The 22759-nt window shown below is 72.0% G+C and carries 24 protein-coding genes; 10 read left to right on the forward strand and 14 right to left on the reverse strand.

Annotated features, from left to right (window positions below; genetic code table 11):
* Positions 1-7: 7 nt before the first annotated feature.
* The 4 genes from ACOJVX_RS06390 to ACOJVX_RS06405 all read right to left on the reverse strand — a co-directional run bounded on the left by ACOJVX_RS06390 (position 8) and on the right by ACOJVX_RS06405 (position 2556).
* Complete coding sequence (locus ACOJVX_RS06390; protein WP_026418364.1) at positions 8-493, reverse strand: Asp23/Gls24 family envelope stress response protein; 486 nt, start codon at positions 491-493, stop codon at positions 8-10.
* 136 nt (positions 494-629) lie between these two features.
* Positions 630-1202 (reverse strand): hypothetical protein, encoded by a 573-nt coding sequence (locus ACOJVX_RS06395; protein WP_030225677.1) that lies wholly within the window; start codon positions 1200-1202, stop codon positions 630-632.
* Positions 1199-1768, reverse strand: a complete 570-nt coding sequence (locus ACOJVX_RS06400) for an RNA polymerase sigma factor (protein WP_026418366.1) — start codon at positions 1766-1768, stop codon at positions 1199-1201. Before ACOJVX_RS06400 ends, ACOJVX_RS06395 begins: the two co-directional genes overlap by 4 nt.
* Positions 1768-2556 carry a pyrimidine reductase family protein gene (locus tag ACOJVX_RS06405; protein WP_248783739.1) on the reverse strand — a complete coding sequence of 263 codons (789 nt, stop codon included), beginning with the start codon at positions 2554-2556 and terminating at the stop codon, positions 1768-1770. Before ACOJVX_RS06405 ends, ACOJVX_RS06400 begins: the two co-directional genes overlap by 1 nt.
* Between ACOJVX_RS06405 and zapE the strand changes: the two genes are divergently transcribed.
* Positions 2555-3604: a cell division protein ZapE gene (gene zapE, locus ACOJVX_RS06410; RefSeq protein ID WP_103056971.1), complete on the forward strand. Its 1050-nt coding sequence runs from the start codon at positions 2555-2557 to the stop codon at positions 3602-3604. The genes ACOJVX_RS06405 and zapE overlap by 2 nt on opposite strands.
* A gap of 7 nt (positions 3605-3611) precedes the next feature.
* Here zapE and rocD read toward each other — a convergent pair whose 3' ends face one another.
* On the reverse strand, positions 3612-4850 hold the full coding sequence (gene rocD / locus ACOJVX_RS06415; protein ID WP_026418369.1) for an ornithine--oxo-acid transaminase: 1239 nt from the start codon (positions 4848-4850) through the stop codon (positions 3612-3614).
* A 250-nt stretch (positions 4851-5100) separates the two neighbouring features.
* Between rocD and ACOJVX_RS06420 the strand changes: the two genes are divergently transcribed.
* Positions 5101-5901, forward strand: coding sequence for an SGNH/GDSL hydrolase family protein (locus ACOJVX_RS06420; RefSeq protein WP_026418370.1), 801 nt, complete (start codon positions 5101-5103; stop codon positions 5899-5901).
* A gap of 40 nt (positions 5902-5941) precedes the next feature.
* On the opposite strand, the gene ACOJVX_RS06425 is transcribed toward ACOJVX_RS06420, so the two are convergent.
* The 4 genes from ACOJVX_RS06425 to ACOJVX_RS06440 all read right to left on the reverse strand — a co-directional run bounded on the left by ACOJVX_RS06425 (position 5942) and on the right by ACOJVX_RS06440 (position 9355).
* The gene (locus ACOJVX_RS06425) at positions 5942-6730 is read right to left on the reverse strand and encodes a DUF427 domain-containing protein (RefSeq protein ID WP_030225683.1); all 789 of its coding nucleotides are present in this window, start codon (positions 6728-6730) and stop codon (positions 5942-5944) included.
* Positions 6731-6789: 59 nt separating this feature from the next.
* Positions 6790-7245, reverse strand: a complete 456-nt coding sequence (locus ACOJVX_RS06430) for a peroxiredoxin (protein ID WP_030103956.1) — start codon at positions 7243-7245, stop codon at positions 6790-6792.
* 101 nt (positions 7246-7346) lie between these two features.
* On the reverse strand, positions 7347-8201 hold the full coding sequence (locus tag ACOJVX_RS06435) for a sugar phosphate isomerase/epimerase family protein (protein WP_211237497.1): 855 nt from the start codon (positions 8199-8201) through the stop codon (positions 7347-7349).
* A complete protein-coding gene (locus tag ACOJVX_RS06440) occupies positions 8198-9355 on the reverse strand; it encodes a dihydrodipicolinate synthase family protein (RefSeq protein WP_026418374.1) in 1158 nt (385 codons plus the stop codon). The genes ACOJVX_RS06435 and ACOJVX_RS06440 overlap by 4 nt, the downstream gene beginning before the upstream one ends.
* 244 nt (positions 9356-9599) lie before the next feature.
* On the opposite strand from ACOJVX_RS06440, the gene ACOJVX_RS06445 reads away from it, so the two are divergent.
* Positions 9600-10664 (forward strand): LacI family DNA-binding transcriptional regulator, encoded by a 1065-nt coding sequence (locus ACOJVX_RS06445; protein WP_026418375.1) that lies wholly within the window; start codon positions 9600-9602, stop codon positions 10662-10664.
* 619 nt (positions 10665-11283) lie between these two features.
* Here the strand turns inward: ACOJVX_RS06445 and ACOJVX_RS06450 are convergent.
* Positions 11284-11637 (reverse strand): histone-like nucleoid-structuring protein Lsr2, encoded by a 354-nt coding sequence (locus tag ACOJVX_RS06450; RefSeq protein WP_026418376.1) that lies wholly within the window; start codon positions 11635-11637, stop codon positions 11284-11286.
* 281 nt (positions 11638-11918) lie between these two features.
* On the opposite strand from ACOJVX_RS06450, the gene ACOJVX_RS06455 reads away from it, so the two are divergent.
* A complete protein-coding gene (locus ACOJVX_RS06455; protein ID WP_035273083.1) occupies positions 11919-12392 on the forward strand; it encodes a histone-like nucleoid-structuring protein Lsr2 in 474 nt (157 codons plus the stop codon).
* A 384-nt stretch (positions 12393-12776) separates the two neighbouring features.
* Here the strand turns inward: ACOJVX_RS06455 and ACOJVX_RS06460 are convergent, their stop codons facing one another.
* Positions 12777-13874, reverse strand: coding sequence for an AI-2E family transporter (locus ACOJVX_RS06460; RefSeq protein ID WP_245588748.1), 1098 nt, complete (start codon positions 13872-13874; stop codon positions 12777-12779).
* Positions 13875-14164: 290 nt separating this feature from the next.
* Between ACOJVX_RS06460 and ACOJVX_RS06465 the strand changes: the two genes are divergently transcribed.
* The 3 genes from ACOJVX_RS06465 to ACOJVX_RS06475 all read left to right on the forward strand — a co-directional run bounded on the left by ACOJVX_RS06465 (position 14165) and on the right by ACOJVX_RS06475 (position 15170).
* A complete protein-coding gene (locus ACOJVX_RS06465) occupies positions 14165-14506 on the forward strand; it encodes a WhiB family transcriptional regulator (protein ID WP_026418379.1) in 342 nt (113 codons plus the stop codon).
* A gap of 2 nt (positions 14507-14508) precedes the next feature.
* Positions 14509-14709: a hypothetical protein gene (locus ACOJVX_RS06470; protein WP_026418380.1), complete on the forward strand. Its 201-nt coding sequence runs from the start codon at positions 14509-14511 to the stop codon at positions 14707-14709.
* 179 nt (positions 14710-14888) lie between these two features.
* Positions 14889-15170 carry a metal-sensitive transcriptional regulator gene (locus tag ACOJVX_RS06475; protein WP_016697159.1) on the forward strand — a complete coding sequence of 94 codons (282 nt, stop codon included), beginning with the start codon at positions 14889-14891 and terminating at the stop codon, positions 15168-15170.
* Positions 15171-15200: 30 nt separating this feature from the next.
* Here the strand turns inward: ACOJVX_RS06475 and ACOJVX_RS06480 are convergent, their stop codons facing one another.
* Together ACOJVX_RS06480 and ACOJVX_RS06485 are read right to left on the reverse strand one after the other, a co-directional pair.
* The gene (locus ACOJVX_RS06480; protein ID WP_211237498.1) at positions 15201-15884 is read right to left on the reverse strand and encodes a potassium channel family protein; all 684 of its coding nucleotides are present in this window, start codon (positions 15882-15884) and stop codon (positions 15201-15203) included.
* A complete protein-coding gene (locus ACOJVX_RS06485; protein WP_035291813.1) occupies positions 15877-17214 on the reverse strand; it encodes a TrkH family potassium uptake protein in 1338 nt (445 codons plus the stop codon). The genes ACOJVX_RS06480 and ACOJVX_RS06485 overlap by 8 nt, the downstream gene beginning before the upstream one ends.
* Before the next feature lie 452 nt (positions 17215-17666).
* Between ACOJVX_RS06485 and ACOJVX_RS06490 the strand changes: the two genes are divergently transcribed.
* Genes ACOJVX_RS06490 through ligD (ACOJVX_RS06500) form a run of 3 tightly spaced genes read left to right on the forward strand, consistent with a single transcriptional unit; the run spans position 17667 to position 20921 of the window.
* Complete coding sequence (locus ACOJVX_RS06490; protein ID WP_026418383.1) at positions 17667-18584, forward strand: Ku protein; 918 nt, start codon at positions 17667-17669, stop codon at positions 18582-18584.
* A gap of 2 nt (positions 18585-18586) precedes the next feature.
* Positions 18587-20020 (forward strand): non-homologous end-joining DNA ligase, encoded by a 1434-nt coding sequence (gene ligD / locus ACOJVX_RS06495; RefSeq protein ID WP_030103962.1) that lies wholly within the window; start codon positions 18587-18589, stop codon positions 20018-20020.
* Positions 20013-20921, forward strand: coding sequence for a non-homologous end-joining DNA ligase (ligD, locus tag ACOJVX_RS06500; RefSeq protein ID WP_030225692.1), 909 nt, complete (start codon positions 20013-20015; stop codon positions 20919-20921). Before ligD (ACOJVX_RS06495) ends, ligD (ACOJVX_RS06500) begins: the two co-directional genes overlap by 8 nt.
* 297 nt (positions 20922-21218) lie before the next feature.
* Here the strand turns inward: ligD (ACOJVX_RS06500) and ACOJVX_RS06505 are convergent, their stop codons facing one another.
* The gene (locus ACOJVX_RS06505) at positions 21219-22307 is read right to left on the reverse strand and encodes a LacI family DNA-binding transcriptional regulator (RefSeq protein ID WP_026418386.1); all 1089 of its coding nucleotides are present in this window, start codon (positions 22305-22307) and stop codon (positions 21219-21221) included.
* Between the last annotated feature and the right edge of the window lie 452 nt (positions 22308-22759).

Here is a 22759-nt window from a genome sequence, read left to right on the forward strand (position 1 = left end):
CCCGCGCTCACTCGACCCGGGGGGTGGAGGGTTCCTGCTGGTCCTGGTCGGGGAGTTGGATGTCGTTGACCGCGATGTTGACCTCGATCACGTCCAGGCCGGTCATCCGCTCCACCGAGGAGATCACGTTGCGGCGCACCGCGCGCGCCAGGTCCACGATCGAGACGCCGTACTCGACGATGAGGTCCAGGTCGATCGCGGCCTGCTTCTCCCCGACCTCCACCTGCACTCCCGTCGCCGCGGACGTGCCGCCGCCGGGGATCCGCTCCTTCAGCGCCCCGAACGCCCTCGACACCCCGCCACCCATCGCGTAGACGCCGCCGATCTCCCTGGCGGCGATCCCCGCGACCTTCTGGACGACGGCGCTGGAGATGGTCGTCTTGCCCTCGGTGGTCTCGTCGGCGGTGCGGACCGCCGTGGAGGAGGCCCGGGGGCTCGGTGGTTGGCCGCTGTCGGTTCCGGTGGTCTCCTTGCTGGTCCTGCTCTGCGTCATGGGGGCAACCTTCTTCCCTGTCAGGCCGGGTACCACGGGCGCGAGCGGAAACGCTCCCGCGCCGTTCGATGGCGGTACCCACCCTGATGCCGGCAGCTGGCACCTTGTGCCGTCAAACCCCCCTAAGGAGTGAGCCTCAGGGCTCCAGGACGTCCGTGACCAGGACCCGGACCGCCGGCGCGGCCGTTCCGAAGTGCTCGTCCAGGCTGGCGACGAGGTGCCGGCGCAGCGCGTCGGCCGCCAGCGGGACGCGGACCCCGTACCTTGCGGCGACCTCCACGGTGACCCCGTCCGCCGACACCCGCACCGTCGGGCGGCCCACCGTCGAGGTGCCGGCCGCGAAGTCGGCCACCTCCTGCCTGACCAGCAGGACGAGGGCGCCCCGGGACACCCGGATGCTCCCGCCGGCTTCGACCACCTCGACGGAGGTCTCCCGTTGCCGCACCGTGGCCAGGCCGCGGAGGGCCTCCTCGACGAGGTTCGGTGGGACGGCGACCTCCCTGGCCGCCTCCCGCCGCACCGGTTCCCACCCCGACGCGAGCTCCCGGAGCCGCCGCTGGCAGCCGGCGCAGCCGGACACGTGGCGCGCCAGCGTCGACGAGTCCGCGTCCGGGCGCCGCGCGGCGCGGTCGGCCACCAGCGCGAGCAGGGAACCGACCGGCGTGCCGCACGCCAGGACCTGGTCGTCTCCCGACCGGTCGAGGTTCACTGGACCTCCCTGAGTCTCCCGAGCAGTACCACCCTGGCCCGGTGCAACCGGGCGCGGAGGGCAGGGACCCCGACGCCGAGGATGGCGGCGATCTCCTCGTAGTCGAGTCCCTCGAACTCCCGAAGCACCAGCGGGACGCGCTGGGAGGAGTCGAGCGTGGCGATCGCCCGCTGGACCTGGTCGCCACGTTCCTGCCGCAGCACTCCCGCCTCGGGGCCACCGCCGGGCGCGGGCATCGTGTCCAGGATGGCCGCGGCCGCGTCGGTCATCGGCTGCTCCGGCATCCGTCGACGCCGGCGCAACCGACCGAGAGCGGCGTTGGTGACCACCCGGTACAGCCAGGTCGACGGTTCGGCGTCGCCCCGGTAGCGGGGCAGAGCGCGCCAGGCCGAGATCCAGGCGTCCTGGACGACGTCCTCGGCGTCCGCGCGGTCACCGACGATGCGCAGCGCCACCCGGTAGAGCCGGGGGGTGTGACGTCGGACCAGCTCGTCGAACGCGCCGTCCGCGCCGCCGACGGCGGCCTCCACGAGCTCGCGGTCCCCGTGCCCGACCAGGCGTTCCACTACGCCCGCCTGCCGTACCGGAGGAAGAGCATGCCGTCCTCCTCCAAGGTCGACAGCAGGGTCATGTCCCGCCGGACCGGCGGGTGTGACCCGAGCGCCGCCCGGCCGGTGGCGCCGCCGGCGAGAACCGGGGACACCGTGAGGCAGAACTCGTCCACCAGTTCGTCCTCGATGAGCGCTCCGAGGAGCTGAGGGCCCCCTTCGCAGCACACCCGACGCAGGCCACGGCGGCCCAGTTCCGCGACGAGGATCCGAGGGTCCACCCGCGCGTCACCGGCGAGCACCACCTCCGCTCCGTCGTCCTCGGCCCGGCGGCGGCGTTCCTCCGGCGCGGCGGCGCAGGTCACGACGATGGTCCTGGCCACGACATCGGTGAGGAGGGGCGCACCGGGCGGTACGTCACAGGAATTGGTCACGACGGCGAGCGGCGGGACGCCGGCCAGCCCCCACCTCGCTCGGCGGGCCGTTCGCCTCTCGGTGGCGGTGATACCCCGGTAGCCCTCGGCCAGCGCCGTGCCCAACCCGACGAGCACGACGTCGGCGAGGTCGCGGAACAGGGAGAGCATCCGGCGGTCGGCGGGACCGGACAGCCCACCGGACGCCCCGTCCAGGCTGATGGCCCCGTCGAGACTGGCCACCATGTTCGTCCGGACCCAGGGCCGTTCGAGGGTCGGCGGATACGCGTGTAGCCGTTCCACCTCGTCCTCGGGAAGCTCGGGGAGGCCCTCGGCGGGCGGCGGGAAGAGCCTGCGCACCGGCTCATCCCACCACGTTAGGCTGGTGGCCATGCCCGGCACCTGCCTGACCGATCGGACACCGCAGGTCGGCGCGGACGAGTTGATCGCTGCGATGAGCCCGCCTCCGCAGTTCGACTCGGTGCGGTACGACACCTACCTCCCCAACCCCGACGAACCGAGCCAGGCCGAGGCGTTGCGGCGGTGCCGCGACTTCGCCGCCCGGGTCGCCGGGGGACGGCGTCGGTCCCGGTGGTCGCTGTTCGGGAGCCGGCGCCCCGACCCGGGGCCGAGGGGGATCTACCTCGACGGCGGGTTCGGTGTCGGCAAGACCCACCTGCTCGCCGCGACCTGGCACGAGGTACCGGCGCCCCGGGTCTTCGGCACCTTCGTCGAGCTCACTCACCTGGTCGGGGCGTTGGGCTTCGCCGAGACCGTGCGCAGGCTCTCGGATCACCGACTGCTGGCGATCGACGAGTTCGAGCTGGACGATCCGGGCGACACCATGCTGGTGACCAGGCTGCTGTCCGAGCTGATGTCCGCCGGGGTGTTCGTCGCCGCGACCTCCAACACCTTGCCCGACCGGTTGGGGGAGGGGCGTTTCGCGGCGGACGACTTCCTCCGCGAGATCCACGCGATGGCGAGTCGCTTCGAGGTGGTGCGGGTCGACGGCCCCGACTACCGGCACCGGGGCCTGCCGGAGGCTCCCGAGCCGGTGGACGACGACGAACTCGCCCGGCGCGCGGAGGCCGATCCCGACGCCACCCTCGACGGTTTCGAGGAGCTGTGCGCCCACCTGGCCCGACTGCACCCGTCGCGGTACGGGCGGCTGGTGGACGGCGTGAGCGCCGTCCACCTGCGCGGTGTCCGCCCGTTACCCGACCAGGACGTGGCGTTGCGCTTCGTCGCGTTCGCCGACCGCCTCTACGACCGCGACATCCCGGTGGTCGTGTCGGGATCCTCGGTCGCGGAGCTCTTCGGCGCCGACATGGTGCGCGGCGGGTACCGCAAGAAGTACCTGCGGGCGATCAGCCGCCTGACCGCCTTGGCCAGGAAGGGCGCCACTCGCCCGGCCGAGAGCGGGCAGGGCGCCGCCGGCTGACGGGAGCTCAGCGGCTCCCGAGCACCTCCCCGATGGCCTCGACGCCGCGGTCCAGCTCGGCCTCGCTGATCACCAGTGGCGGCGCGATGCGCAGCGTCGTCGACTGGGTCTCCTTGCAGAGCACCCCGCGACGGGCCAGTTCCTCCGACACCTGACGCCCAGCCGGGCCCCCCGGCGCGATCTCCACGCCGGCCCACAGGCCGCGACCCCGCACCTCGGTGACGCCGTGACCCACCAGCTCCCCGAGGCGGGAGTGCAGCCGTCCGCCGAGCTCGACGGCGCGGCGCTGGAACTCACCGGTGGACAGCAGCCGGATCACCGCCCTGCCGACGGCGCAGGCCAACGGGTTCCCGCCGAAGGTCGAGCCGTGCTCACCGGGTCGGAGCACGCCGAGGACGTCCCGGCTCCCCACGACGGCCGACAGCGGCAACAGCCCGCCGCCCAACGCCTTCCCCAGCGTGTACAGGTCGGCGCGGACCCCGTCGTGCGCGGACGCCAGCAACTCCCCGGTCCTGGCCAGCCCGGACTGGATCTCGTCGATCACCAGCAGCACCCCGTGCTCGTCGCAGACGCGCCGCAGGGTCCGCAGGTAGTCCGGAGGCGGGACCACCACTCCCGACTCGCCCTGGATGGGTTCCACCAGGACGGCGGCGGTCCGAGGGGTGATCGCGCGTTCCACCGCCGCGGCGTCGCCGTAAGGTGTCACGACGAAACCCGGGGTGAACGGTCCGAAGTCCGCTCGGGCGACCTCGTCGGTCGAGAAGGACACGATGGTCGTCGTCCGGCCGTGGAAGTTCGAGCCGGCGACCACGATCTCCGCGGTGTCAGCCGGCACGCCCTTGACCTGGTACGCCCACTTCCTGGCGACCTTGATGGCCGACTCGACGGCCTCCGCGCCCGAGTTCATGGGCAACACCAGCTCGGTGCCGGTCAGCTCGGCGAGCTCGGCGCAGAAGGGCCCGAGCTGGTCGTGGTGGAACGCCCTGCTGGTCAGGGTGACCCGACCGAGCTGCTCGACCGCGGCCGACACCAGGTCCGGGTGGCGGTGGCCGAAGTTCAGCGCGGAGTAGCCGGCGAGGAAGTCCAGGTAGCGGCGCCCCTCCACGTCGGTCACCCATGCGCCCTCACCGTGCGCGATGACCACCGGAAGCGGGTGGTAGTTGTGCGTGCTCCACCGCTCGTCGAGCGCGATCGCCTCGGAGGTGCTCCGCGTCGTCGCGTGAGCGTGGTCGGTCGTGACAGCCATACCTCAAGGCTAGGGGGCAATACCCGGCCGGATCATGCGGCAAACCATGCTCATTATGACGATTCGTTGCGAATTCGACCATGAATACGGCGAAACGTTTCCGGCGGGTGAGTGGGCGAGCGGAGCGGCCCAGGTGCGCACGCACGGTGACCGGCGATCGTCCGACCGGCTGGTTGCCTCGGCGAAAAGTTTCACGTTGAGAACGACCGTGTTAAGGATGAGCCACGTTGCCCATGATCGGGAGGTATCCGTGCGTGCTCGTCTCCTGACCACCCTGGCCGGCGCGGCGCTCGCCGTCGCCACCGCCGTCTCCGTCGCCCCCGCCGCCGTCGCCCAACAGGACCTCGCCTACGCCGCGCTCGGCGACTCCTACGTCTCCGGTACCGGAATCGGCCAGTACGACCCCGACAGCGGGAACTGCCAGCGGTCGCCGCTGGCCTACCCGGAGCTCTGGGCGAGCGAGAACGCCGCGAGCCTCACCTTCGCCGCGTGTTCCGGAGCCACCACCGACGACCTGCTCGCCAACCAGATCGGCGCGCTCGACCCCGCGACCGACCTCGTCAGCGTCTCCATCGGCGGCAACGACGCCGGCTTCGCCAGCGTCATCACGACCTGCACGATCGGAACTTCCCAGGGCTGCGCGGACGCGGTCGCCGGCGCCCAGGCCTTCATCGCCGACGAACTCCCCGCCCGCCTCGACGCCACCTACGCCGCGATCAGTTCCTCGGCCCCCAATGCCGAGGTCGTCGTGATCGGCTACCCGCACCTGTTCTCGGCGGGCACCTGCCTGGTGTCCAACGAACGCCGCACGCTGCTGAACGAGACCGCGGACCTGCTGGCCGACGTGACCAACACCCACGCCGGTGCGGCCGGCTTCACCTTCGCCGACGCGCGGCCCGCCTTCCAGGGACGTGGCTACTGCGCCTCCGGCGCGTGGATCAACGGCCCGATGCTCCCGTTGACCGAGTCCTACCACCCCAACGCCAACGGCCACGCCAACGGATACCTTCCGGTGCTCAACGGCGCGGTGTCCTCGGTCGCCGCCTCCTGAGTGGAGCGTCCGCCGGGAACCCCGTTCCCGGCGGACCGCCTCACCCCACCTCGACGCGCACCCGGGGGCCGGCGAAGCACAGGTAGCCGGCGACCGCCGCCGCCTCGGCCAGCGGCAGGGGGTAGGTCCAGGCCACCTCGGCGCCGCTGACCTCAGGTGCCTCGAGGTCGAAGTACCCCGCGCGTCCCTTGTACGGGCACATCGTCACCCGCTCCGCCGGCACCAGGAACTCGCTCGCCACGTCCTCCCGGGGGACGTACCACCGGACGGGCAGCCCCGTCTCGAACAGGGCCACCGGACGCCGGGTCTCGGCGATCAGCAGGGACCCCGCCCAGACCCGGACGAGCCGACTCGAGCGGCGGGTGTCGACGCGGTGGAAGGGGTCCCTCGGATGCGCGAACACCCGCTCGTCCTCCTCGAACCACGCGTCCAGGCGCTCGAAGTAGAAGGCGCCGAGCCCGGACAGGTCCGGGGAGCCCCGCACCGGGTCCGGGTAGGACCACACGACGTTCTCCAGCACCCGGTCACCCACCCGGAGGTGCCAGTACCGGGCGTCGCCCTTGAAGGGGCAGTGCGTCCGGTGGTCGCTGTCCACGAGCTCTCCGCTGACGTCGGACAGCGGGAGGTACCACTGGGGGAGCAGGCCCGTCTCGTGCAGCATCCGCGCCCCGACGGTGTCCACCACCGTCTCGCCGGCCACCTCGCCGCGAACGCGGCGGTCCACCTCGTGCAGGTACAGGACGTGCGCCGGCGCGGCGGCCTCCAGGTCGAAGTTCAGGTGCCCGGCCAACGGTCGCGCGAAGGGACCCGATCCCAGGGTGAGTGACATGGCACCGACTGTAGGGGCTGGGGACGACCGCGGCCGGTTCCGCGCTGGCGCGGGTCCGCTCAGGACGACGCGCGCAACGCGGCGAGCGCCTCGTCCGCGTGGATCTCCATCCGGAACTCGCTGCGCGTCACGTGCAGGAGCCGGCGGTCGGTCCCGATGACGAAGGTGTGCCGCTTCATCGGGAGGGGACCGATCCGCCGGACCCCGAACTGGGCGGCGACGGTGCCGGCGGGGTCGGAGAGCAGCGGGAAACCCAGGGAGTTCGCCTCGTCGAACTCCCGCTGCCGCTCGACCGCGTCGCCGCTCACACCCACCGGCCGCGCCCCCAGCTCGCCGAACTCCGAGGCGAGGTCCCGGAAGTGGCAGCTCTCGGCGGTGCACCCGGTGGTGAAGGCGGCGGGGTAGAAGAAGAGCACGACGGGACCCCTGGTGAGCAGGTCACCCAACGAGAGCGTCTCGCCGTGCTGGTCGGTCAACTCGAAGTCGGGGACGAGGTCCCCCGCCCGCAGTGCCATCGTGTGCCTCGGCAATCCAGTCCGGTCGCGCCCTCACGGCCGACTCGCCGCCACGGTACTACCGATCTTCCCGACGGGGATCACGGACGGGGTTCGATTGACTACCAGACGTGGCGCCGGTAGCGCTCCACGGTCAGGTCCACCACCTCGCGGGGCGCGGCGTCCCAGAGCCCCTGGTTGAAGATCTCGACCTCGATGGGGCCGTCGTACCCGGCGCGTTCCACGGCCTCGCGCAACCGCGCGAGCTCCACGCAGCCGTCACCCATCATGCCCCTGCCCAGCAGGACGTCGGCCGGGAGCGGCGTCACCCAGTCGCAGACCTGGTAGGACGCGATCCGCTCGCCGGCCCGCTCGATGGCCTGGTAGACGTTGGGGTCCCACCAGACGTGGTAGGCGTCGACCACCACCCCGACCTGTTCGACGGGGAAGCGGCTCGCCAGGTCGACCGCCTGGTCCAGCGTCGAGACCACGCAGCGGTCCGAGCAGAACATGGGGTGCAGCGGTTCCACCGCGAGCCGGACCCCGCGTTCCTGGGCGTAGGGGCCGAGCTCCCCGAGCGCGTCGGCCACCCGTTCCCGGGCGCCGTCCACGTCGGTGCTCCCGGCGGGCAGACCACCGGACACCAGCACGAGCACCGAGGTCCCCAGCTCGGCGCACTCGTCGACCGCGCGGCGGTTGTCCTCCAGGGCGGCGGCCCGCTCCCCGGGGTCCGCCGAGGTGAAGAAGCCACCCCGGCAGAGCGAGGTGACCTCGAGGCCGGCCTTCCTGACCAGGTCCGCCGACCTGGCCAGCCCGTACTCGGCGACCGGCTCCCGCCACAGGCCCACGCCGGGCACCCCGGCGCGCACGCATTCGGCCACCACGGTCTCCAGGTCCGCGTACTTGATCGTCGCCTGGTTCAGGCTCAACCGGGACAGGTCGGCTCCCGCGAGGGGAGCGGCGTCGGTGCTGGTCACTGGGCCACTCCGGACAGTTCGAGGAACAGGCGCATGCGGCGCTCGGCGAGGTCGGGGTCGGGGAGGAGGCCGGCTTCGTCGGCGAGGACGAACAGCCTGGCCAGATGGGGGACGGACCGAGCGCTCTCCAGGCCGCCCACCATGCGGAAGTGGTCCTGGTGCCCGGACAGCCACGCGAGGAAGACGATGCCCGTCTTGTAGTAGTACGTGGGTGTCTGGAAGATGTGCCGGGACAGCGGAACGGTGGGGTCCAACAGCCGGTCGAAGGTCTCCTCGTCCCCGGAGTCCAGCGCCCGGACCGCCGCGACCGCAGCCGGCGCGATGGCGTCGAAGATGCCGAGCAGGGCGTGGCTGTACCCCCGGTCGTCACCCCTGATCAGCTCCGGGTAGTGGAAGTCGTCGCCGGTGTAGCAGCGGACGCCCGTCGGGAGCCGCCGCCGGAGCGCCACCTCCCGGTCCGCGTCCAGCAGCGACACCTTGATGCCGTCGACCTTCGCGCTGTTGGCCTCGATGATCGAGGTGAAGGTGTCTGTCGCGGTGTCGAGGTCGCGGGAGCCCCAGTAACCCAGCAGCTGGGGGTCGAACATCGGTCCGAGCCAGTGCAGGATCGCCGGCTCGGGCAACTGTCCCAACAGGTGGTCGTACACCCGCTGGTAGTCCTCGGGTCCGGTGGCCGCGCTGGCCAGGGCGCGGCTGGCCATCAGGATCACGGTGGCCCCGGCGGCCACGGCGACCTCGGCCTGCTCCTCGTAGGCCGCGATGATCTCCGGGATGCCGTGGTCACCGGGACCGAGCTGGTCGGTGCCCACACCCACGCCGAGCGCCCCACCGACCGACCGGGCCTCCGCGCCGCTGCGGCGGATGAGCTCGGCCGCCGTCGGCCAGTCCAGGCCCATCCCCCGCTGCGCGGTGTCCATGGCGTCGGCGACCCCGACGCCGTGCTCCCACAGGTGGTGGCGGAACGCCATGGTGGCGCCCCAGTCGGGGCGTGCCGGGACACCCGGGGTGTTGTCCGCGAGCGGGTCAGCCACGACGTGCGCCGCGGCGTAGAGCACTCGGCTGCTCGGGGGAGCGCCCTTGGCCGAACGCGGCGCGGTCGGTCGAGGGGTGTACTGGACGAGATCGCCGGCGTCTGTCGGCAGCGTGAGTGCCACGGGGTCAGCTCCGGTTCGTAGAAAGCGCTTACTGAGCCTCGAAAGCTAGGTGGCGGGCACGGGGTGGTCAAGGAGGTGCCCGCACTCCTGGCCGAGATCGGCCGGGGCCGCGCCGCGCGGGGGGCCAGCGACGGACAGTACGGCGTGCGGGAGACGGTGCCGCCCCGCACGACGGCCCGTTCCCGCGTGCTATCCAGGACCGGTCCCGAGGGGGACGGGTCAGGACCGATCGGAGGCGTGCAGGGTGGCGGCAACGTTGGCCGATGTCGCGGCCAGGGCGGGTGTGTCCAGCGCGACGGTGTCCCGGGTGCTCAACGGCAACTACCCGGTCGCCGAGGCGACCCGGCGGCGGGTGACCGAGGCGCTCCGGGAACTGAACTACGTGGTCAACGGGCCGGCCCGGGCTCTCGCCGCCGCCACGTCGGAGGTGCTCGGCGTCCTGGTCAACGACGTGTCCGACCCCTTCTTCGGGGTGCTCGCCAGCGGGATCCAACGGGAGGCCGCCGAGGCGGACCTGCTGACGATGATCTGCCACACCGCCGGCTCGGCCGACGACGAACTCAGGTACATGGAGCTGCTGCTCCGGCAGCGCGCCAGGGCCATCGTCGTCACCGGGGGCGGACCAGAGGACGACGGGCACCGTCGGCGGACCGCCGACCTGGTGCGGCAGAGCGTTTCCCGGGGGACCCGCGTCGTCTTCTGCGGACGGGAGGCACCGCCCGACAGCGAGGCGGCCAGCGTGGTGTTCGACAACGACGGTGGCGCCGCCGCCCTCACCCGACTGCTGCTCGCCGCCGGGCACCGCCGGATCGCCTACCTCACCGGCCCACCCCACCACACCACGAGCAGCGCGCGGGTCGCCGGTGCCAGGCAGGCGTTGACCGAGGCCGGGATCGATCCCGACAGCTGCCTCTGGATCAGGAGCGGGTTCTCCCGGGCCGCGGGTCTGGAGGCCGGCCGCGAGCTGGTGCGCGCGGGCGTGGACTGCACGGCGGTGGTGGCCGGGAACGATCTCACCGCCTCCGGGGTCATCGCGTCCTTCCGCGCGTGCGGGGTCCGGGTACCGGAGGACGTCTCGGTGGCGGGGTTCGACGACCTGCCCGTCGCCGTGGACGTGGTGCCCGAGCTCACCACCGTGCGACTGCCGTTGCGGAGCGGCGCGGTCACGGCGGGGCGGATCGCGACCGGGGCGCGGCGGACGGCCCCCGGGGCCGTCGTGCGCATGCCAGCCGAACTCAGGAGCAGGGATTCGGTGGCGGCGCCCGGTGGCGGGCTGACCGGGATGGCCGGTCGTCTCCGCGCGCATTGAGGAATCGTCGGGACGGAGGAACCTCCGTCGCGAGGTCACGACCGATGGTCCCCGTCGGTCGCGGGTGAGATGGGCGTGTGGGTGGGAGGGCGACGTCCGCTCGCCACGGCAACCAAACGTGTTTCGCCGAATGCGGAGCGTCCGGGAAAGTCGGGGAAGGGCCGCTACCGTCACCAGGTGACCGGTGGTGACCCAATGTCGTGCCGACGATTGGAGGGTCAGCCGGCGCGGGTGGTGTCGCCCGCGAAACGTCGTCACGAGCCCGCTCGTAGTAGCGGGCAGTAGTCGGGATCATCGATCCGGTATCGGTGGCTAGTCGGTCGGGTGGTCCGCGAGCCCTTAAGCGGAGAGCCACGTCACGTCCCGGTGGCTCGTTTGCCGGGACCGGCGTGGGCGTGTCGTTGATTTTCCGTTCTCCTCGGTGAGCGCGGGATTACTCCCGTGGGCGCATTAACAGAGGTGAACCCGGGGTCGGGTCCCCGGGGTGCTCCCCCGGGGACCCTGGTTAACGGCGCTGTGACGTCCGCCCCATATACGCGTATCCCGGCACATTCGCGCTGTCGCGTCGATCGTGCCGGGACTGCTTGTCTCGCGCTGGGCCTACCACGGCCAGCGCGGATCAGCCGCGCTTGTCGTACGCCTCGATGACCTCGGCGGGGATGCGGCCGCGGTCGGACACCTTCAGGCCCTGCTCCCGCGCCCACTCCCGGATGGCCTGGTTGCGCTCCCGGTCCGAGGCCTGGCTCGGGGCCGGCTGCGCACCGGTCGCCCTGGCGGTCCGACCACCGCGCTTGCGGCCCCCCGTGCGGCGGGCGTTGTCCACAAAGGGCGTCAGCGTTTCCCGCAGTTTGTCCGCGTTCCCATTGGACAGGTCGATCTCGAACTCCACCCCGTCCAGTCCGAACTTAACGGTCTGCTCGGCCACTGAGCCGTCGATGTCATCGAGCAGTTGGACCGTGACCTTCTGGGCCATGTTGCACTCCCTAATTCCGCTGTTTCCCGATGCCCGCGGTTGGCATACGGTATCCCACTGCGGCAATCATAAACATGATGCTGATGGCGTGTCTCTTCGCCGTTGCGTGGGAAGCGCTTTGCGCGTGCGCCCGGATGGCCCTTGGTAAGGGGGGCCGTGCATCTTGCCGCAAGGCTTGTCGGCCGGGGAGGGGTTTCGGCTTCCGGTGACGATTCCGTTAGAATCAGGGTGCCGCCGCGGCTCTGCGGTGCCCGAGTTGTACACGGAAAGACTAGGTGATCATGGCCGAGCGTGTCTGCGTCGAACTGGTTGATGACCTCGACGGAGCGCCTGCGCAGTCCACCGTGCAGTTCGCCTTGGACGGGGTCAACTACGAAATCGACCTCTCGGATCGCAACGCGAGCCACTTGCGGGAAGTCTTTCGACCCTACGTGGAGCGCGCCCGGGCGGTCACCCAGCGCAACGACCGCACGGTCAAGAAGGACCGGGTCGCGCGCAACAAACGTCGGGCTGATCAGCGCGAGGCGACCCAACGCATCCGGGAGGTCGCCGAACGGGGCCGGGCCCACCAGCGTGCCGTCCGGGAGGCCGAGGAGGAAGCCAGGCGTGCCGAGCTGGCCGCCGCGGCGGAGGCCTCCGCGCAGGAACTCGCCCTGAGCCAGCCGGCCCCAGCCCAGGAGGCCCCAGCCCAGCCCGCCGCCGACCCCACCCGCCCCACCGTCTCGCTTCCCCAGTTCAGCTCCGCCACCGGCTGAGCTGGCACCCCCGGCGCCGGCGGCGCGGACCCGCGTCCCCCGGTCGGCCCCGGGCGCACGGGGAACGAGACGGACCGACGTCGCCGGCAGAGCCCGCCGCGCGTCACGTGCCGTCCGTCGAGGAGCACATCGGGTGGAGTGTCCAGGCGGAGGGGTCGACCCGTGTAGCGGGTCCCACCAGCCACCGGTTCGGGCGGTGGCGGGGCCCCGAGGCACGGGAGCGGACGGGACGTCCCCGACCAGGCCCCTCGGCCGCCGCCCGCACTGACGGCCCGACGAGCCATCCCAGGCGTGACCGTGGGCGGGCCAGGGAGAGGGGAAACACCCGGTTCGCGGGATGGGGCGCCCCTCGGCCCCGACGCCACCGGCACGCCAGCCCGCACCTCACGGCGCTTCGCCCTCGGTCGTCCCCCCTCCCGATGCCACGGGGCCGGGAGGTTCCGCCGCCGACCGCGCGAGCACGACCACCATCGTCCGCAGCGTCGTGAGCAGGGGGACCGCGAGCAACGCGCCGATGACACCGGCCTGGATCACGCCGACGGCGATGGCCAGCGCCACCGCGAGCGGGTGCAATCGGACCATCCGGCCCATCAGCAGTGGCTGGAGGACGTTGCCCTCCAGCTGCTGCACGGCCAGCACCACGCCCAGCACCAGCACCGCGGTCAGCAAGCCGTTCGAGGCCAGGGCCACCAGCACGGCGACCGCGCCGGACAGGAAGGCCCCGATCAGCGGGACGAAACCGCCGACGAACACCAGCATCGACAGGGGGAGGGCCAGGGGCACGCCCAGGACCAGTAGGCCCAGGCCGATCCCCACCGCGTCGATCAAGGAGACCGCGGCGGTGGCGCGGATGTAGCGGCCCAGCTGGCGGAACGCCTGCCGACCCGCGTCGTCGGTCCTCGGCCGGTACCGCGCGGGAACGGCCAGCAGGACGAAACGCCAGATGCGCTCACCGTCGCGGAGGAAGAAGACCAGGACGAACAGCGTGAGGACGGCCCCGGTCAGGACCGCGCCGACACCGCCGGCGACCGTCACCGCCCAGGAGGCCAGCCGCGCCTGGTGCTCGGAGAGCCACCGGCTCAACCGGTCGGACAGGTCGCTGACCACGTCGTCGCCCAGCGGCAACGGCCCCTCGACCAGCCAGGTCTCGACGGAACCCACCGCGTCTGCCAACTGCCCGGCGAGTTCGCCGGCACCCGAGACGAGCGCCCCGATCACGAAGGTCAGCAGGAGCGTGAGGACGGCGAGACCACCCAGGATCGCGATCGCCGTGGCGAGACCGCGCGCGACCCGGTGCCGGACCAGCCAGCCCACCACCGGAGCCAACAGCGCCGACAGCAGCACGGCCAGCGCGGTCGGGACCACCACCGTGGAGAGGGCGGCGACCAGGTGGAGGACGAGGTAGCCGGCACCCGCGATGACGAGCAGGCGCCAGCTGAGCGCGGCGGTCACGACGAGACCCCTCGGGAGGGACGCGCTCACGGTGTCCACTCGCCGCCCCGGGGAACGCGGCCGGTGGCGCCCACGGCCACCGCCGCCCCCCGACGTGGTCACGGCCCCGTCAGGTTCGGGGCCACGGCCAGCCGAACCGGGTGCGCCCGCCGGTGGCGGTCCCGACCGGTGGTGCCCCTGGACCCCCCGACCGAACCCGAAAAGCTCCTGTGGATCACATGCATGTTTTCGCCTCGGGTGGGTAAGGACGAAGTAGCGCGGGTCGGCACGGGCCGCCGAACAGCGAACTACGGACCTGGGACAACTGCGGGGAGCTGAGCATGACGAGCACCAAGCGCCTACCACAGCCTGTGACGGAACTCTGGGACTGGCAACTCGAGGCGGCCTGCCGGGACATCGACCCCTCCGTCTTCTTCTTCTCGGAGGGGGAGCGCGGAGCGGCCCGGACGATCCGCGAGGAGCGCGCCAAGCGCATCTGCGAGACCTGCCCGGTGATGCTCCGCTGCCGCGCGCACGCGTTGGCGAGCGGTGAACGGTACGGGGTCTGGGGCGGCCTGGCCGAGGGCGAGCGCCGCGAGCTGTTGAACCGGCTCCGCGCGGAGACCAGGGCGGAGAGCGGGACCAGCGAACGTGCGCTGGAGCCCCAGTCGACGGGAGGCTGACCATGTCCAGCCACGACGAGGACCGGGCGGTCCCGCAACCGGACGCCGTGGAACAGGAGCGAGCCGCGGCTCCCGACGAGGAGGAGACGAGCGGGGACGCCGAGCACATCGCCGACCGGGCGGAACAGGCGAACCCCGCCGACGTCGCCGAGCAGCTGAGGTCCGAACCCCTGGACGAGGACTACCGGCCCTCCGACGGCTGAGCCCACCCCCTGGCGGTGGCCATCCCCGGGAGCACGACGTCGAGCTCCCGGCTCCCACCCGCGGCACCGAGGTGACGGGCAGCGGCTGACCACGTCAGCCGCCCCCGGTCGAGCGGCCCGGAACGCTACCCGGTGGGGGTAACGTCGTCGGGAGGGACCGGACGACGCGAGGAGCCCCGATGCACGGTTACACGCCGGACAAGGACAGTTACCTCAAGCGGCTGCGCCGCGTCGAGGGCCAGGTGCGGGGTCTCTCCCGGATGATCGAGAACGACAGCTACTGCATCGACGTCCTCACCCAGATCGCCGCCGCGACGAAGGCGCTCCAGGCCGTGTCCCTCGGCCTCCTCGACGACCACCTCCGGCACTGCGTCAGCGAGGCGCTGACCGAGGGCGGGGAGGTCGCCGACGAGAAGGTGCGCGAGGCCAGCGAGGCGATCGCCCGGCTCGTGCGATCCTGAGCGGCCCGGTCGGCGGCGGGCCGCCGACCGTCACACCAGCTCGGAGAACCGTTCCACGTCGTTGGTCCGTCCGGCCACGATCAGCACGTCATCCCGCCTGATCACCGTGTCCGCCGTCGCGTACGTGAAGTCGGCCCCCTCCCGTTTGATGGACACGACGGTGACGCCGTACTTCGCCCGGAGCCTCGACTCGCCCAGCGGCAGGTCGGTGGCCTCGGCGGGGGCGACGGTCTTCGCCAGCGCGAAGTCGTCCTCGAACTCGATGAAGTCCAACATCCGGCCCGTCACCAGGTGCGCGACCCGCTCACCCATGTCGTGTTCCGGCAGGACCACGTGGTGGGCGCCGATCTGCTCCAGGATCCGCCCGTGCTGCCGGTTGATGGCCTTGGCCCAGATGTTGGGCACGCCCAGGTCCACCAACAGCGAGGTGGTGAGGATGCTCGCCTCCAGGTCGGTGCCGATGCCCACCACCGCTCGGCGGTGCTCCTGGGCCCCCACCTGCCGGAGGGCCTCGACGTCGGTCGAGTCGACGACCATGGTGTGCGTGAGTTGCTGGCGGAAGTCCTGGACCACCCGCGCGTCGTTGTCCAGCCCGAGCACCTCCCACCCCCGGTTGGCGAGCTCGAGCGCCAGCGAGCCGCCGAAGCGGCCAAGACCGATCACCAGGACGCGGTGCCCCGAGGGGGGCTTCCTGCGTTGACGTTTCCTAGCCAATGATGGGTCGCTCCTCCGGGAGTTCGTACCGCCGCGTCTTCTCACGAAGGGCCAGCGCGGCGGCGAGGGTGATGGGACCGAGTCGTCCGGCGAACATGAGCAGGACCAGCAGTGCCTGGCCCGTGGGGGGGAGGTCAGCCGTGATGCCCGTGGACAGGCCCACGACGCCGAACGCCGACGTGACCTCGAAGAGCGCCTTCTCCAACGGGAACGAGCTGATGAGCAGCAGGTAGACGGTGGACAGGATCACGACGGCCACGCCGATCAGCGCGACGGCGAGGGCCTGTCGCTGGACGTCGAGGGGGACCCGGCGGCCTGCCACGTGCGTGCTGGGGTGGCCCCGCACCTCCGCCAACAGCACGAAGAGCAGGACGGCGAAGGTCGTCACCTTGATCCCTCCCGCCGTGCCCGCACTGCCTCCGCCGATGAACATCAGCGCCGAGGTGCCGAGCAGGGTCGCCTGCTCCATCTCGCCGACCGCGACGGTGTTGAACCCGGCACTCCTGGGCATCATGCCGTGGAAGAAGCCGTTCATCAGCTTCTCGGGCACCCCCATCAAACCCAGGGTGGCTGGGTTGGACCACTCGAAGGTCGTCACCATGAGCGTTCCGAGGACGGCGAGCGCGCCGCTGGTGATCAGCGTCACCTTCACATGCAGCGACCAGCGGCGGGGGGTGCGCATCCTGCGCCACAGCTCCAGCAGTACGGGGAACCCGAGCCCACCCGCGGTCGCGGCCACCACCACCGGAAGCACGATCCACGGATCCCCCGAGAAGCTCTCCAGGTTGTCGCTGAACAGCGCGAAACCCGCGTTGTTGAAGGCGGCCACCGCATGGAACAGACCCAGCCGCAAGGCCTGTGACCAGGGTTCGTCGTACCCGACGAGGAAGCGGGTGACCAGGATGACCGCCGTCACGGCCTCGAACAGCAGGCTCGTACGGATCACGCCACCCACGAGCGCGCGCACATCACCCAGGTTCAGCGTGCCGGTCTCGGCCTGGGCCGAGAGCTGCATCCGGAGTCCCAGCCGGCGGGACACGACCAGGGCGAGAACGGACGCCAGGGTCATGATCCCGAGCCCGCCCAGTTGCACGAGCCCGATGAGCACCACCTCACCGAAGGTGGACCAGTAGACCGGGGTGTCGACGATGATCAACCCGGTGACGCACACCGCGGAGGTGGCGGTGAACAGTGCGGTGAGCAGCGGAGCGGAGGCCGGTCCCTCGGTGGCGAGGGGCAACGCGAGCAGCACCGTGCCGACGAGCACGGCAGCGGCGAAGACGAGGACCAACAGCCGGGCCGGGTACTGCCACCACTTGGTCGTGGCCATGGAGCGACCTCGCGGCCGCTTCCGCGGGCGCAGTTCGCCCTCGAACAGACTCACGGTGCTCAGTCCACCGGGGAGGGGGTGAGGTCGCCGTCATGCCCGGCCACGACGACCACGCGCTCCACGACCACGGCAGCGAGTCGGGTCGGCCTCCTGCCGGCCCGACGAACCGGGGAAGCGGGAAGCAGGGGCGCTCGGACCCGACAGCCGCACACGAAGCAGGGAATATACACCTGCCGAGCGCACCGCACCGGGCTGCCGGCGCATCGTCGAGACCCTCTCTGGTCAGCACATTTCCGGCAGGTTGGTGGTAACGGATGCCGAGGGCGGACACCGCCGGGTCCAGGAGGGACCGGTGGCTTCGACGACCGGCCCGACCGCTGCCTCCGGTGGGAATCCGCCGATGTGGGTGACCTCGGGTGGTTGGGGGCTCCAGCCTCGGGTAGGCAGACCCCATGAGGTCGCTGTGGCGTGGAGCCGTGTCCTTCGGGCTGGTGACGGTCGCCGTCCGGCTGTACCGGGCGACCGAGGAACACGACTTCCGGTTCCACCAGGTGCACCGGGAGGACGGCGGGCGGATCCGGTACCAGCGGGTGTGCTCGGTCTGCGGCAAGCAGGTCGGCAACGAGGACATCGCGAAGGGGTACGAGTTCGAGGACGGCCGGATGGTGATGCTCGGGCCCGAGGACTTCGAGTCGCTGCCGATCAAGACCGAGCACGCCATCGAGGTCCTCGAGTTCGTGCCCGCCGCCGAGGTGGACCCGATCTTCTTCCAGAAGAGCTACTACCTCGAACCCGACAAGGCGGCGGTCCGGCCGTACGTGCTGCTGCGCCGCGCCCTGGAGGAGGCCGACCTGCTCGCCGTGGTCAAGATCACCCTCCGCCAGCGGGAGACCCTGGCGATGCTGCGCGCCAGGAACGACGTCCTGGTCCTGCACACCATGCTCTGGCCGGACGAGGTCCGGAAACCGGAGTTCTCCTTCCTGTCCCAGGACGTCGAGATCCGGCCCCAGGAACTCCAGATGGCGTCCTCCCTCGTGCAGAGCATGGCCGGGGACTTCGAACCCGACCAGTTCTCCGACGACTACCGGGAGGCGCTCGGGGAACTGATCAGCGCCAAGGCCGAGGGCGCCGAGATACCCGAACGACCGGAACCCGAACGGGAGGGCGAGGTCATCGACCTCATGACCGCGCTGGAACGCAGCGTCGAGCAGGCGAGGACCTCCCGGGACGGCACCGGGGACCAGGACCGCCGGACCTCCCGGGGGCGGAGCGGCGGGGGTGGGAAGAAGAAGGCGGAGAAGGAGCAGGACGAGAAGACCACCCGGTCCGGCTCCACCCGTCGCACCGGCGGTAGGAAGAGCAGCGCCTGAGCATGGCCGACCTGGACGAGTACCGGCGTCGGCGGGACCCGAGACGGACGCCCGAGCCCGTCCCCGACCACGGCCCCCTCCCGCACGGCGCGGACGACGTGTTCGTCGTGCAGGAACACCACGCCCGACGCCTGCACTGGGATGTCCGGCTCGAACGGAACGGGGTGCTCGTCTCCTGGGCGGTGCCCAAGGGCTTGCCCGCCGAACCCGGCACCGTCCGACTCGCCGTGCGCACCGAGGACCACCCGCTCGACTACGCGGACTTCGAGGGCCGCATCCCGAAGGGGGAGTACGGGGCCGGTGAGGTGCTGATCTGGGACAGGGGCACCTACGAGACCCGGAAGTGGACCGACCACGAGGTCGACGTGGTGCTGCACGGCGACCGGGTGACGGGGCGCTACGTCTTCTTCGGTCGAGGCGGCGACTGGATGGTGCGACGGAGCGACCCGCCCCAGGACCCCGACCGGGTCCCGGTGCCCGACGACGTGGCGCCGATGCTGGCCACCGCCGGCACCCTGCCCAGCACCTCCGAGGACGACCAGTGGTGCTACGAGTTCAAGTGGGACGGCGCCCGGGCCCTCGCCGAGGTGGAGGGCGGTCGGCTCCGGTTGCGCAACCGTCGAGGCGAGGACGTCACCGCCACCTACCCCGAGCTGCGGGGGCTCGGGGAGCAGCTCGGCTCCACCCAGGTGCTGCTCGACGGCGAGATCGTCGTGCTCGACCAGGGACGCCCGAGTTTCGCGCTGCTCCAACGTCGGCTCCACGTCACCGGGCAGGCCAGGACCAGGCGCCTCGCCGAGGAACACCCCGCCACCCTCCTCGTCTTCGACCTCCTCCACCTCGACGGCCGGAACCTCTTCGACCTGCCCTACACGCGGCGGCGGGCGCTGCTCGACGAGCTCGCCCCGCGCGGACCCCACTGGCAGACACCCCCGTCCTTCTCCGGAGGGGGCGCAGCCGTCCTCGAGGTGAGCAGGGAACGGGGGTTCGAGGGCATCGTCGCCAAGCACCGAGACTCCCCGTACCGGCCGGGCCGGCGCTCACCGGCCTGGACCAAGATCAAGGACGTGCGCACCCAGGAGGTGGTGGTCGGCGGCTGGCGTCCGGGGGAGGGCCGGCGGAGCGGGGTGCTGGGATCGCTGTTGCTCGGCCTCCCCGGCCCCGACGGGCTCCGCTTCGTCGGATCGGTCGGCAGCGGCTTCTCCGAAGCCGAACTGAGGAGCCTCACCGGCACGCTGCGCGAGCTGGCCAGCGCGAAGTCCCCCTTCGCCGGACCGGTGCCGGCCCAGCGGGCCCGGTCCGCCCGCTGGGTCGAACCCCGCCTGGTCGGTGAGGTGCTGTTCCAGGAGTGGACGCGGGACGGGCGGCTCCGGGCCCCCCGCTGGCGCGGACTCCGGGACGACAAACGGCCAGCGGAGGTGACCGAGGGTGCCTGAGGACCGGGTCAGCGTCGTCGTCGGCGACCGCCGCCTCCGCCTGACGAACCTCGGCAAGATCCTCTACCCCGAGGCGGGGGTGAGCAAACGGGACGTCATCGACTACTACGCCCGGGTCGCACCCGTCCTGCTCGGGCACCTCCGGGGACGACCGGTGACGCTGCGCCGCTACCCGGACGGCGTCGACGGGCAGTCGTTCTTCGAGAAGAACGCCTCCCGGTCGGCCCCGGACTGGGTGCCCACCGTCGAGATCCCCACCCCGGGCAGCAGCAAGGGAGCGGAGACGACGGAGTTCGTCCTGGTGGACGAGGTACCGACCCTGGTGTGGCTCGCCAACCTGGCCGCCCTCGAACTGCACGTCCCCCAGTGGCGGGTCACCCCCGACGGGGCGCGCGACACCCCCGACCTGCTCGTTTTCGACCTCGACCCCGGCCCGCCCGCGACGGTCGTCGAGTGCTGCCGGGTGGCGGAACTCCTCCGCGTCGAACTGGAGGCGGACGGGCTCGCCCCCCGGCCCAAGACCAGCGGGTCGAAGGGGCTCCAGCTCTACGTGCCGGTCACCGTGGCCGAGGCGGACCGGACCTCCCGGTACGCGAGGGAACTCGCCGATCGGCTGGCCCAGCGCCATCCGGAGGCCGTGGTGTCGACGATGACCAAGGCCAGGCGGGTGGGCCGGGTGCTCATCGACTGGAGCCAGAACAACCCGGCCAAGACGACGGTGGCGCCCTACTCGCTCCGCGCCCGCGCCCAGGCCACCGTGTCCACCCCGGTCACCTGGGACGAGGTGGAGAGCTGCGCCACGCCGGAGGACCTGGTCTTCACCCACGGCATGATCCCGGACCGGCTCGACCGGTACGGGGACCTCTTCGAGGAGCCGCCCGGCGAGCACCCCCGGCTGTAGGTGACCCGCTTCCGGGGCGCACCGCCGTTGACCGGTGCGACGGGATGGGCGGATGTCGACGGCACGGTCGAGAACGCGACGGCCTGGCGCGACCACCGGGCACGGGCACCGGGCGTGATCCGCTCCCGGCCCACGCCCGCCGGGACCACCGCCAGCCCCGAACCGATCGTCGGCGGCGCCCCGCCTCGCCCCGCCGTGGTGCGGGGTGTGCCCCGGGCGGGCGTGGTGCGGGAACACCGGGAGAGCGGGACGGACCCGCGACGGGTACCTCCTCGACCGGGCGTCCCGGGCCCACCGTCACCCCACCCGGGGCTCCTCGCGGACGAGCGGCCGAACCGAGTCGCGGACGACGATGTGCGTCCCGAGCATCACGCCGGGGACCGCCGCCGTGGAATCCCGGGGGCGACCCAGGGCCATCCGCACGGCAGTGCGTCCCAGCTCCTCGTGCGGCACGTGCACCGTGGTGAGGTCGATGTCCGCCGACGGCGGCAGGTCGTCGAAGCCCACCAGGGAGACGTCCTCGGGGACGCGGAGCTCGTGCGCCCGCAACGCCTGGCGGGCGCCCGCCGCGATGAGGTCGTTCCCGGCGAAGACGGCGGTGAAGTCGCGCGGCCCGGCGGCGAGCCGATCCCGGATCATCCGGTAGCCCTCGTCCCGTTCCATCCGGCCCTCGACCTCCAACCCGGGGTCGTGGGGGACACGGTGGTCGGCCAGGGCCGCCCGGTAGCCGGCGACCCGGCTTTCCGGGGTGGTGTAGCTGTCGCGGCGGCCGAGGAACAGGATGCGCCGGTGCCCCAGCGACAGCAGGTGGCTGGTGATGGCATAGGCGCCGCCGGTGTTGTCGTACTCGACGACGAGTGCGGGGACGTCGGAACCCAACGCGGGTCGGCCGCACAGCACCAGCTGCGAGCCGGCCGCCGCCAGGGCGCGGGCGTAGTTCGCCATGCGCTCGCGGTAGGCGTCGTCGGCGATCACGTTCCCGACCAGGATCACGCACTCGGCGTGCTCCTCGCGCATCAACTGGACCGTGGCCAGTTCGCGCTCGGGATCGCCGCCGGTGGTGCCGACGATGCACAGTTTGCCCTCGATCGCCGCCTGCGTCTGGACCCCCTGCGCCACGTGGGCGTAGTGCGGGGAGATCACGGAGTTGACGATGATCGCGACGCTGCGGCTGCGGGCGCCGGCGAGCCCCCGCGCGTTCGCGTTGGCCACGTAGTCGAGTTCGCGCACCGCGCGGAGCACCTTGCCCCGGGTCGCGGCGGCTCCCGGGTACGTCCCGGAGAGGATGCGGGACACCGTGGCGACGGACACCCCGGCGCGGGCGGCCACATCCCTGATCGTCGTCGGCCGCCGTCCCCCGCTGTCGGACGCCGCGCGCCGGCCCATCCGTACCTCCTCGTCACGCTGAAACGTGCTGGTAAAACGATTACACGCGATGGTTCCGGGCTGGCGCACTGGTGTCAAATCACCGCCGCGCCCACAGGGTGGATCGGAGGGAGAACCCGCGCCACCCGCCCAGGGGGAACGACGCGGCCACCCTAGGATGCCGGCGCCCGCTCCCTTGACGGCACCGGCGGCACCGTGCTCCCATCCTTATGTAACCGTATACATGGAGTCGGTCCGCTACCGGGAAACGGCCGTGGTGGGGAGGGCGTAGGTGACGGCCGCCCGACATCCTCGGACCCCCGTCGGCCACTCCGGCCCACCGAACCGCGCGCACAGCGGCGGAGCGCCGTCCGCCCGCAGCGACCTCGCCCCCTGGTGACCCCGTCGGCCCGCCCGTGACGTTCCCCGGGCACCCGGCGGCCGGGAGGGCCCGCCCCCGTGAGCACGGGAAC

Source organism: Actinoalloteichus caeruleus, from assembly GCF_049311605.1.
Classification (GTDB): Bacteria; Actinomycetota; Actinomycetes; order Mycobacteriales; family Pseudonocardiaceae; genus Actinoalloteichus_B; species Actinoalloteichus_B caeruleus.